Genomic DNA, 11,297 nt, shown 5'->3' with positions numbered 1-11,297 from the left:
GATGACGGAGTCCGGCTGCCTCACCGTCGCGTCCGCATGTCCCGAGCGTCCCGCCCTCGTCACCGACGCCGGGACCGTGACCCACGGCCGGCTCGAGGGCTGGACGCGACAGCTCGCCGACGCACTGCGGGCCCGGGGCGTCGGCCCGGGCGCTCTGGTCGGCATCGTCGCCGCCGCCGACGACGACGGCGGGGCGGTGGCCGCGCTGCTCGCCACGCTGCGGGTCGGGGCCGCCTACACCCGCCTCGACGTCGGCGCCGCGCCGACCGCCGCACTGTCCGGTGTGCTCGCCGCCGACCCCGGCGCCGTCCCGGCGGGCACCGTCGCGGTGCTGCCGTTCGGCACCGCGCCGGTCGACCCGCCTCCGGTCGACGGTCTGCGCGTCGCGCTCGGCGGCGCCCTCGACGACGACGTGCTGGTCGGCGACGGCACCGCCCTCGGCGCGCGGGCGTTGCGCGCCTACCTGCGGTGGGCACTGCCGGCGTACCCCGCCGCGGCCGGCGTCGCCGTGCTGCCGACGCTGCCGGGCACCGCCGCCGAACTGACCGCGCTGCTGGTGCCGCTGTTCGCCGGTGGCTGCGTGCAACTCGGCGAGCTGGAGGACGCCGCCTGGTCCGGCTGGCGGCCCACCTTCGCCAAGCTCACCCCGGACGGCCTGGCGGCGCTGACCGCCCTGCCCGACGAGGCCTCCCCCACCGGCGAACTCGTGCTCACCGGGCCGAGGGTGCCGCGCGACGAGGTGGCCCGGTGGCGCCGGCGGCATCCGGGCGCCGCACTGACCTGGGAGTACGCCCCCGCCGACGGCGCCCTGGGCTGTGCGGCGCTGCGCCTGCCGGCCGGGGCGCCGCTGCCGGACGTGCTGCCGGTGGGCCTGCCGTTGCCCGGCACCACGCTGCGCCTGCTGGACCCCGACCTGCACCCCACTCCGGCCGGGGACGTGGGCGAGCTCTACCTGGGCGGTGAGTCGGTCCCGGCCGTCGAGCCCGGCGGCCCCCTGCCGTCCGGGGTGGTGGTCGACCCGTTCGGCATCCGGCTGCGGCGCACCGGGGACCTGGGGCGGCGGCGCGCGGAGGGCGGTGTCGACCTGGTGGGCCGCGCGGCTGCCGGGTCGGTCCCCCCGGTGGACGTCGGTGACGCCGCCGTGGTCCGGGACTGGGAGTCGATCTACGACCAGCTGTACGCGGTGCCCGCCGACGGACTCGGCGGCGACTTCTCCGGCTGGAACAGCAGCTACACCGGGCAGCCCATCCCGCTTCCGGAGATGCGCGAATGGCAGCAGGCCACCGTCGACCGGATTCGCGCCCTGCGCCCGGAACGGGTGCTCGAGATCGGGGCCGGCAGCGGGTTGCTGCTGGGCCGGCTGGCCCGAGAGTGCCAGTCGTACTGGGCGACCGACCTGTCCGGCACGGCGGTCCGCCGCCTGGCCGAGCAGACCGCCGCGCGCCCGGACCTCGCCGACCGGGTGGTCCTGCGCCACCAGGCCGCCCACGACGTGACGGGTCTGCCGCACGCGTCCTTCGACGTGGTGGTGCTCAACTCGGTGGTGCAGTACTTCCCCACCCTGGACTACCTCGACGCCGTCCTGGCCCGGGTCGTTCCGCTGCTGCGTCCCGGCGGCGCGATATTCGTGGGCGACGTCCGCAACGCCCGCCTGGCCTTCACCATGCAGGCCGCGGTGCGGCTGCTGCGCGCCGAACCCGACGACGACCCGGCGCGGCTGCGCGCCGACGTCAACCGCGCCGTCGCGCTGGACAAGGAGTTGCTGGTGGATCCCGGCTTCTTCGCCGACGCCCCGGCGCGCCTCAACGGTGTGGCGGGCGTCGACGTCCAGGTGAAGCGGGGCCGGTTCCACAACGAGCTGACCCGGCACCGCTACGACGTGCTGCTGCACACCGCCGCACCGGCCCGACCCGGCACTCCCCCGGTGTCGTGCGACCTGGCCGGGTTGCCGGCGGCGCTGGCCGCCGGCGTGCCGGCCGTCCGGGTCACCGGCCTCGCCAACGCCCGCCTCGCCACCGAGGTGTCCGCGGCGGCCGCCCTCGCCGCCGGTCTGCCCGTCGCGACGTGCCGGCGGCGGCTGGACGACGACCGCCGGGCCGTCGATCCGGAGGACCTCGCGGTGCTCGGTGAGGACGCCGGGTACGCGGTGACGATCGGCTGGGCCGACGACGCCGACGGCAGCCTGGACGTCCTGTTCACCCGGCCGACCGCGCCGATGGTGGGCACCATCGCGGTGACGCCGGCGCGACGCTCGGCCGTGCCGTGCTGACGCTGGCGCGGCGCTTCGCCGCACAGGTCGCCCGCGACCCGGACGCGGTCGCCGTGGTGGACGGGGACCGGGAGCTGCGCTATGACGAGTTGGCCGCCGCGGCGGCCGAGGTGCGGCGCCAACTCGCCGACGCCGGGGTGCCGCCGGGCACCCTGGTGGGTCTGCGGATGCCCCGCTGCGCCGAGGTGGTGGTGGCGATCCTCGGCATCCTGGAGCACGGCTGCGGGTACGTGCCGATCGACCCGGCCTATCCCGCGTCCCGGCAGGAGCACATCGCCGGCGACGCCGGGATCGACACCGTGGTGCAGGTCGAGCCGGGCACCGGGCGGCCGGTGGTGGTACGCACCGGTGGCGGCCCGCCGCGCCCGGTGCCGCCCGGCACCGCGTACGTCATCTACACGTCCGGCTCGACCGGCACGCCCAAGGGCGTGGTGGTCGGCGACGCGCACGTGTGCGCGCTGATGGACGCCTGCGCCGAGCGGTTCACCTTCTCCGCCGCCGACGTGTGGACGATGTTCCACTCGCACAGCTTCGACTTCAGCGTCTGGGAGCTGTGGGGGGCGCTGCTGCACGGTGGGCGGGTGGTGGTCGTACCGCCGTGGGTCGCCGCGGATCCGCGTGCGTTCGGTGAGCTGCTGGCCGACGAGGGGGTGACCGTGCTCAGCCAGGTGCCCACCGCGTTCGGGCACCTGGTCGCCGAGCTGGAGGCCCACCCGATCGCGCTGCCCGAGCTGCGCTACGTGGTCTTCGGCGGCGAGGCCCTCAACACCGGCGCGGTACGGGCCTGGCGGGAGCTGGGCGTCGCCCCGGCCGCCACGCTCGTCAACATGTACGGCATCACCGAGACCACGGTGCACGTCACGTTCGCCGCGCTGGAGGACGACACCGGGACGCTGCCGGGCGCCACGCCGATCGGCCGGCCGCTGCCGCACCTGCGGGTGCTGCTGGTCGACGAGCGGTTGCGCCCGGTGCCGGCCGGCGAGCCGGGTGAGATGCTGGTGACCGGAGCCTCGGTGTCGTACGGCTACCTGGGGCGGGCGGAGCTGACCGGGCAACGGTTCGTCACCCTGGCCGGGCAGCGGTACTACCGCAGCGGTGACTGGGCGCGGCAGGACGCCGAGGGCCGGCTGCACTACCTGGGTCGCCGCGACCGTCAGGTGCAGTTGCGCGGGTTCCGGGTGGAGCTGGGCGAGCCGGAGGCGGTGATCGCGGCTCACCCGGCGGTCGCCCAGTGCGCGGTGCTCGCCGAGCCCAACCAGCTCGGCGAGCTCCAGTTGGTCGCCTACTACGTGCCGCGCTCCGGCGTCGACCTCGCGCCGGAGCAGGTACGGGCCCACGTCGCCGGATGCCTCCCCGCCCACCTGGTGCCGAGCCGGATCCGCCGGATGCCGGCGTTGCCGCGTACCGCCCACGACAAGGTCGACCTGGTGGCGTTGCGCGGCCGGTGACACCGGCCGCGCCACGCCGCCGGGTGGCGGACCGGACCGATCGGGCCGCGGCGCGGCGGCGGCCTCAGCCCGCCGGCACCCGGTCGACGGGCACCGGCGCGGTCGCCGCGGGCCAGTGGCGGCGGGTCAGGGTGAAGACCGGGGCCGCCGCGAAGGTGGTCACCATGGTCATCAGTGCCAGCACGGTGTAGAGCTTCGGCCCGATCAGCCCGGCGCGCAGCGCGACGTCGATCAGCACCAGCTCCATCAGGCCGCGGGCGTTGAGCAACGCCCCGACCGACGCGGACTGCGACCAGCTCAACCCGGACCAGCGGGCGACCAGCGCGCTCACCCCGCCCTTGCTGAGCACCGCGACCAGCACCACCGCGACCAGCACCAGCCAACCGCGCGGGTCCAGCAGGGTGTCGGTGACGATGCGCAGGCCGGCCGAGGCGAAGAAGAGCGGCAGCAGCAGCGTGGTGGTCAGCGGCGCGATCCGCCCGGTGAGGTGGGCGGTCAGCTCCCGGGGCATGACCAGCCCGCAGACGAAGGCGCCGAAGACGGCGTGCAGGCCGATCGCCTCGGTGGTGGCGGCGCAGGCGGTGAGCAGCACCAGGACCGATCCCAACGCCGCCGGGCGCAGCGTGTCGCCGCCCTCGGTGGCCCAGCGGGCGAGGCGCCGCAGCAACGGGCGCAGGGCGACCAGCACCGCCACGTAGGCCAGTCCGCCCGCGACGGCGAGGACCCCCAGGTGGGCGGCCGCGCCGGCGGTCGCCATCAGGGCCGCGAGCATCATCCAGGCCACCGCGTCGTCGGTGGCCGCGCAGGCCAGCGCCACGGTCCCCACCGTGGTCCGGGTGGCGCCGGTCTCCTCCAGGATGCGGGCCAGCACCGGAAACGCGGAGACGGCGACGGCGAGACCGAGGAACCACGCCGCCTGCCAGCCGGGGGTGTCGGGCCCGAACCAGCCGGCGTCGGACCCGTCGACGCCCAGGGCCCCGCCGACCAGGGCGAGGCCGAGCAGGCTACCGATCAGCAGCGGTCCGGCGAGGCTCGCCGCCGCGGTGGTGGTGGCGCTGCGCAGGTGGCGGATCGCGCCCGCGCCGTCGAAGGACAGGCCGACCAGGAACATGAACAGCGTCACGCCGAGCTGGCCGAGCACGTGCAGGATCTGGGCGGACGGGTGCGCGACGGTGACGCCGGCGAGCTCCAGCTCGCGCGGGAACAGCGCCTGCTGCACCGGCGGTGCCAGCAGGCCGAGCGCCACCGGCCCGAGCGCGAACCCCGCGATCATGTCGGCGACCACCTGCGGCTGGCCGAGCCGCCCGAGCAGGGCGCCGGCCAGCCGGCAGGCGCCGAGAACCACTGTCAACTGCACCAACAGATGGATCGTCAACGCAACGGAGTTCGGCACGGTCGCCTCCTTGTCGGCAGCATTTTCCGCCGGCCCGCACCGGCAATAAATAATAGTTCTGCGTAAATTCGTTGCCCCTATTCGGCTGACCGCGCCCAATGGGCCGGAAGGGTGGCTAGGGTGCCCTAGCCACCTGGCTATACCCAGAGGTAGCAGGGACGTCAGGCCACTCGGGTATTTCCCGTGATTACCGGCCGGAACCATACTGGATCCATTGTTCAGCACTTTGGTGGAGTCGAAGGAACCGATCGGAGAATAGAGTTTTCGACATCAGCCGGTTCTATCCACAGGAGGACTGAATGAACCGTATGGAGGCTGCGGCCGAGCGTGACATCCCCGCCGTCGGGGAGGGTGTTCTCGAGCCGCTGGAGCTGGTCGGCGTTGCCGCGCCGGTCCTCACCCCGTTCGCCGTCGGCGTGGCCGTCGGCGCCGGCCTCTACGCCTACCACAAGTGGGGCGGTGCCGAGGAGACCCCGACCGGCTACCGCCTGGACAGCGAGACCGCCGACCAGATGACCGTCTCCGAGCTCGTGCAGAGCCGCCGCCAGGCGGTCACGCGCTAAGCACGGACCTCGCCACGTGTCCGGGGAGTCGGCGCAGACTCCCCGGCGCGTCGGCGTCGAAGCGGCCTCGGCGGGTCTCCGGCTCCGTCCGCGTTGCCCGGCCCTCCGGGAGGCGCAGCGGGGCATCCATCCATCACCCGATCGACGATGCAGGAGAGGCCGATGGCCGGCAACGAAGACGTCCCCGTCGACAAGGCGCTCAAGCGGGTCGAGCAGATCTCATCGCTCGGCCTGGTCCTGGCGTCGCTGGAGTTCCTCACGCAGCCGCAGGTCTTCACGGACACCGGCCTGCTGAGCTGGCAGGTCGAGCGGTCCCGGCACAAGTGGACCGCCGGCAAGGCCGGTGACCTGCTGGACTACCTGTTCAAGCCGCCGGGCATCTACCTGATCTACCAGCTCCGCCTCGCCGCGGCGGTCGCGCTGGTCAACCCGTACAGCAGCAAGAAGGTACGCGACGTGGCGGTCGCCTACATCGCCGCCACGAACTACCTGCTGCACTTCCGGATCCGCTACGGCACCGACGGCACCGAGCACATGTCGCTGCTGACCTACGCCACGCTGACCGCCAGCCGGATCTTCGCCAACGACGAGAAGGCGAAGGAGGCGTGCGCGTGGTTCCTGGCCGGCCAGACCAACCTGTCCTACTTCGCCGCCGGCCTGTCCAAGCTGGTCGGCGCGCCGTGGCGCAACGGCATGGCGATGCCGGGCATCTTCCGCACCACCGTCTACGGTGACAAGCGGGTCTACGAGCTGCTCAAGTCACGGCCGCGACTCGCCCGGGCCGCCGGCTGGGGCGTGGTGGCCAGCGAGCTGGCGATGCCGCTGATGATGGCCGCCCCCAAGCTGCCCGCCTGGGCGATGCTCGGCATGGGCGGCGGCTTCCACGTCGGCAACGCGGTCTTCATGGGCCTCAACCGGTTCGTCTACTCGTTCGTCGGCACCTACCCGGCCGTCGTCCACGTCGCCAAGCACATGTCGGCGAACGACGTGGCCCGCCTCGCCGACTTCTTCCGCAAGCTGCGCCGTGGCTGAGCGGGCCCTCCGGGACCGGGGAGGGGAGCCTGCCGCGGCGACCGCCGCACCACCCGCCGCCGGCCCGCTGCGGGTGACCATGCGCCTGCTGCGGCCACACCGCCTCGGACTGGCCCTGGCGGTGCTGCTCGGGCTGCTGGGCTCCGCCGCCGCCCTGGTGCAGCCGATCGTCATCGGCCAGCTGGTCGGGCAGCTCACCGCGCAGCGTTTCGCGGTGGGCACGCTGCTCGTACTGATCACGCTGTTCGTCACCGAGGCGACCCTGGCCGGCCTCCAGTCGTACATCATCGGGCGCACCGGCACCCACGTGGTGCTCACCGTCCGGCGGACCATCGTGACCCGGCTGGTGCGCGCCACCCTGCCCGCGCACTGGCTGCACCGGCGCGGCGACCTCTTCACCCGGCTGGTCGCCGACACCTCGCTGCTGCGTACCGCGCTCACCCAGAGCATGGCCGTGCTCTTCCTGACCGGCATCACGGTCGCCGCCACGGTCGTGCTTATGGCCGTGATCGACCCGGTGCTGAGCCTCACCGCGCTGGTGTGCGTGCTGGTGGCCGCGAGCGGCAGCGTGGCGCTGGCCCGCCGGATCCGGATCGCCACCGAGGACACCCAGTCGCGGGTGGGTGAACTCGGCAGCGACCTGCAACGGGCGCTGGCCGCGGTGACGACCATCAAGCTCAGCCGCGCCGAGCAGCGCGAGGCCGACCGGGTCAACGAGCGGGCCGCCGCCGCGCACCACGCCGGCATGCGCACCGTACGGCTCAACGCCCTGCTCGCGCCCACCGCGGACGCCGGCGTGCAGGGTTCCTTCGCGGTGGTCTTCGCGGTCGGCGCGGTGCGGATGGGCTCCGGCGCGCTGACCATCGGCGAGTTCGCCACCTTCCTGCTCTACCTGTTCTATCTGATCGCCCCGTTGGTGAGCTTCTTCGCGGCGATGGGCCAGCTCCAGCAGGGGCTCGCCTCGGTGAGCCGGATCGACCTGCTGCTGCGCTTCCCGCAGGAGGACGACGCCACCGTGCCGGTGGCTCCGGTGTCGCCGGCCCCGGCCCCGCCGGCCACTCCCGCCCCGCCAACCACCCCGCACGCACCGCTGTTGCGGGTGCGCGACCTGCACTTCGGCTACCTGCCGGACCGCCCGGTGCTGCGCGGGGTGTCGTTGGACGTCCCCCGGCAGGGCCTGGTGGCGATCGTCGGCCCGTCCGGCTCCGGCAAGTCGACGCTGTTCGGTCTGCTGACCCGGCTGTGGGAACCACCGCCGGGCAGCGTGCTGCTCGACGGCACCGACGTGCGGGAGATCCCGCTGGACACCCTGCGCAGCCGCATCGGCTTCGTCGAGCAGGAGTCGCGGGTGATGGACGGCACCATCGAGGAGAACATCCGCTACGCCGAGCCGGACGCGCCGGCGGACCGGGTCGCCGAGGCCGTGGCGCAGGCCAGCCTGCGGGACTGGGTCGACGCGCTGCCCGACGGGTTGGGCACCGCCGTCGGCGAGGAGGGCCGCACGCTCTCCGGCGGCCAGCGGCAGCGGATCGCCATCGCCCGGATGCTGGTGCCCGATCCCGACGTGCTGCTGCTCGACGAGGTGACCTCCCAGCTCGACGCCGAGGCCGAGTTCGCGCTGCGGTCCGCGGTCGCGGAGATCGCCGAACGACGGGCGGTGGTGGCGGTGGCGCACCGGCTCTCCACGGTGGTGCAGGCCGACCACATCGTCGTGCTGGAGAAGGGCGTCGTCCGCGCCCAGGGCACCCATGCCCACCTGCTCGCCACCGACGCGCTCTACGAGCGGCTGGTGCGTACGCAGTTCACCGCGGTGCCGGCGCTGTCGGCGCCCACCGCCTCCTGATACCGGAGGACCGCCATGCCCACCATGATGCCGCGAATCCTCGCCGCGGGGCTCGGCGTCAGCGCCGTGGCGCTGGCCGCCGGGGCGACCTACCAGGCCGCGGCGACCCGCCGGGACCGCCGCCTGATTCCCGGCGCCGGCAGCCACGTCGACGTCGGTGGCCGCACGCTGCGGGTGCACACCACCGGTCTGGCCGAGCAGCCCGGACCCACCGTCGTCTTCGAGAGCGGGATGGCCACCCCGCTGGAGCTGTGGGCGTGGATCCAGGACGGGGTGGGCGCGTTCGCACCCACCGTCTCCTACGATCGCGCCGGGATCGGCCGCAGCGCCCCGGGCCCGCTGCCGCGCACCGCCGAACGTTCGTCCGACGACCTGGCGGCCGCGCTCGACGCGGTGGGCGCCCGGCCGCCGTACGTGCTGGTGGCCCACTCGTACGGCGGCCTGCTGGTGCGGCACTTCGCCGAGCGCCATCCGGAGCAGGTGGCCGGCCTGGTCCTCGCCGACGTCGCCCATCCGGAGGAGCTGGTGCGCTCGCAGCGGCAGCGCGTCGGCCTGCCGTTCGTGGAGCAGTACCTGCGGGACTCGATGTGGCAGAGCACCATCGGGATGATCCGGCTGAACCCGTACAGCGACCGGCGTTTCCGGATCGAGGGCCTGCCCGAGCCGGCGCGCCGGGCGGCGAAGGCCGCCTTCAGCACGCGGCAGATGTGGCACGGCTCGTACGCCGAGTTCGTGGCGTGGCAGACCGACGTCAATGCCGAGGTACGCGACGCGAAGCTGCCGCCGCAGTGCCGGCTGTACGTGCTGACCGCCGGCGCGACCGTCACCGGCGACCCGGTGCACCTGCAGTTGCAGGAGGAGCTGGCCCAGCTCTCCGACGACGCGGTGCACGAGATCGTCGACGGGGTCGAGCACATCGAGCTGGTCACCCACCAGGAGCCGGCGGCGCGGGTGGTGGCCGCGGTGCGAAGTGTCGTACAGGCGGTCCGGGAGCAGCGGCCGCTGCACCCGGCGGACCGACAGTCCGAGAAGGATCGGTGATCGAGATGAGTCGGATCAGCATGGCCACGATCCGCAGGATGGCGCTCTACGGGGTGCTCGGGACCTGGTTCGTGGCCAGCGCCGTCAAGCAGGAGCCGACCCGCCGGTCGAAGCTGTCCGAGCGGATCGACCCACACGGCGTGTTCCTGCCCGACTGGCGCTTCTTCGCGCCGCAGCCGGGCACCTACGACAACCACCTGCTCTTCCGCGACGAGCTGGCCGACGGCGAGGTCACCGAGTGGAAGGAGGTGCTGGTCGCGGGCGAGCGCACGTTGCGACACGCGTTCTGGCACCCCAACCGTCGGGGCGAGAAGATCGTCTTCGACACGATGAACGAGATCATCAAGATCACCCAGGAACCCTCGCTGGAGAAGGAGGACATCCAGGTCTCGGTGGCCTACCTGACGTTGCTGAACTTCATCACGCACAGTCAGCGGCATGCCCCCGGGGCCCGGCGGACCCAGTTCCTGGTCGCCCGATCGTCCGGCCGGGACGTCGACGAGGAGCCGGTGATGCTCTTCCTGTCCAATCGGCACCCAATTGCCTGACCTGGACCCACAGCGGGGAGGCCGCGGTGACCACCGTCATCGTCCTGGATGGATACCCGACGACGTTCGACCGGATCATCGACGCGCTGCGCGCACCGCGGTTGACCCACGACGTCGTCGTGGTCGACTCGGTCGACGTCATGTGCACACGCCTGCGCGGCGCCCTCGGCGCGGTCGGCCTGGTGCCGATCGAGGTGTCCCCCACCGACCTCTCCCGGCTGGCGGCCGCTCCGGGCTCCCGCAGCCGGCTCGGCGGCGTGATCGTGGTGGCCGGCTTCGAGTCGGCCGGGGTGGTGGCACAGGCGATCTCGGCGGGCGCCCGTGGCGTGCTGCTGCTCGACAGCCCGCCGGAGGAGGTGATGATCGGCGTGCGCGCGGTGGCCGCCGGTCACCCCTTCGTCCCGCCGTCGATCCTGGCCACCCTGGCCACCGCCCTGTGCCGGCTGGCCTGCGCCCACTCGAAGTCGACGGCCGAGTACGCGCTGACCGACCGTGAGTTGGACGTGCTGAGCCTGCTGGCCCAGGGCCATCCCAACAAGCAGATCGCGCAGAAGCTGTTCATCTCCGCCGCGACCGTGCACAGCCACGTGCTGAGCATCCTGCGCAAGCTCGGGGTCCGCAACCGCACCCAGGCCGTGGTCTTCGCCCAGCAGCACGGCCTGCTGTGTCAGGGGCAGAGCGCGCTCGGCGCGCTGGCGCCGCAACCCACCGGAGGTCCCGTTGGCTGACCACGCGTCCCCCCGCCGGGCCCCCGCCACCCCGGCCGGGCCGATCATGCTGTACGACGGCGACTGCGGCTTCTGCACCCGGTCGATCAACGACATCAGCGGCCGGGTGCGGCCGGCGACGCCGATCGCCGCGTACCAGACCGTCGACCTGGCGGCCTGGGGCGTGACCGCCTCCCGCGCCGACCACGAGGTGCTCTACGTCGAACCCTCGGGCCGGGTGTACGGCGGCGCGCAGGCGTTCGCCCGGCTGCTGCGTACCGGCCGGCCCGCCTGGCGGCCGGTGGGCTTCCTGCTCGCCCTGCCACCGACCCGCTGGCTGGCCGCGGGCGTCTACCGCCTGGTGGCCGACAACCGGATGCGGCTGCCGGGCGGCACCGCGGCGTGCGCGGTCCCCCGCCCGCCCCACCCCGAGTCCTGAGAACCGAGAGCGAA

10 protein-coding genes are annotated in these 11,297 nt (G+C 73.7%); 9 read left to right on the top strand and 1 reads right to left on the bottom strand.

Features of this window, described 5'->3' with window-relative positions:
• Window position 1 precedes the first annotated feature (1 nt).
• Together D7223_RS17055 and D7223_RS17050 are read left to right on the top strand one after the other, a co-directional pair.
• On the top strand, window positions 2-2,269 hold the full coding sequence (locus D7223_RS17055; RefSeq protein ID WP_238162102.1) for an AMP-binding protein: 2,268 nt from the start codon (window positions 2-4) through the stop codon (window positions 2,267-2,269).
• Window positions 2,263-3,717, top strand: a complete 1,455-nt coding sequence (locus D7223_RS17050; protein ID WP_158610901.1) for an amino acid adenylation domain-containing protein — start codon at window positions 2,263-2,265, stop codon at window positions 3,715-3,717. The genes D7223_RS17055 and D7223_RS17050 overlap by 7 nt, the downstream gene beginning before the upstream one ends.
• A gap of 64 nt (window positions 3,718-3,781) precedes the next feature.
• Here the strand turns inward: D7223_RS17050 and D7223_RS17045 are convergent, their stop codons facing one another.
• On the bottom strand, window positions 3,782-5,110 hold the full coding sequence (locus D7223_RS17045; RefSeq protein WP_158610900.1) for a cation:proton antiporter: 1,329 nt from the start codon (window positions 5,108-5,110) through the stop codon (window positions 3,782-3,784).
• Window positions 5,111-5,409: 299 nt separating this feature from the next.
• Between D7223_RS17045 and D7223_RS17040 the strand changes: the two genes are divergently transcribed.
• From D7223_RS17040 to D7223_RS17010, 7 genes are all read left to right on the top strand, one after another.
• Window positions 5,410-5,673, top strand: coding sequence for a hypothetical protein (locus D7223_RS17040; protein ID WP_147252558.1), 264 nt, complete (start codon window positions 5,410-5,412; stop codon window positions 5,671-5,673).
• 162 nt (window positions 5,674-5,835) lie between these two features.
• The gene (locus D7223_RS17035) at window positions 5,836-6,705 is read left to right on the top strand and encodes a hypothetical protein (RefSeq protein ID WP_120729390.1); all 870 of its coding nucleotides are present in this window, start codon (window positions 5,836-5,838) and stop codon (window positions 6,703-6,705) included.
• A complete protein-coding gene (locus D7223_RS17030) occupies window positions 6,698-8,548 on the top strand; it encodes an ABC transporter ATP-binding protein (protein ID WP_120729389.1) in 1,851 nt (616 codons plus the stop codon). Before D7223_RS17035 ends, D7223_RS17030 begins: the two co-directional genes overlap by 8 nt.
• Before the next feature lie 15 nt (window positions 8,549-8,563).
• Window positions 8,564-9,589, top strand: coding sequence for an alpha/beta hydrolase (locus tag D7223_RS17025; RefSeq protein ID WP_120729388.1), 1,026 nt, complete (start codon window positions 8,564-8,566; stop codon window positions 9,587-9,589).
• Window positions 9,586-10,137, top strand: coding sequence for a hypothetical protein (locus D7223_RS17020; RefSeq protein WP_120729387.1), 552 nt, complete (start codon window positions 9,586-9,588; stop codon window positions 10,135-10,137). The genes D7223_RS17025 and D7223_RS17020 overlap by 4 nt, the downstream gene beginning before the upstream one ends.
• Window positions 10,138-10,163: 26 nt before the next feature.
• Window positions 10,164-10,865 carry a response regulator transcription factor gene (locus D7223_RS17015; RefSeq protein WP_120729386.1) on the top strand — a complete coding sequence of 234 codons (702 nt, stop codon included), beginning with the start codon at window positions 10,164-10,166 and terminating at the stop codon, window positions 10,863-10,865.
• Window positions 10,858-11,283, top strand: a complete 426-nt coding sequence (locus tag D7223_RS17010; RefSeq protein WP_202864665.1) for a thiol-disulfide oxidoreductase DCC family protein — start codon at window positions 10,858-10,860, stop codon at window positions 11,281-11,283. Before D7223_RS17015 ends, D7223_RS17010 begins: the two co-directional genes overlap by 8 nt.
• Window positions 11,284-11,297: the final 14 nt, after the last annotated feature.

The sequence above is a fragment of the Micromonospora endolithica genome (assembly GCF_003626595.1).
Lineage (GTDB): Bacteria > Actinomycetota > Actinomycetes > Mycobacteriales > Micromonosporaceae > Micromonospora > Micromonospora endolithica.
The sequence above is the reverse complement of the archived record's forward strand: the minus strand, read 5'-3'. Positions and strand labels throughout refer to the sequence as shown.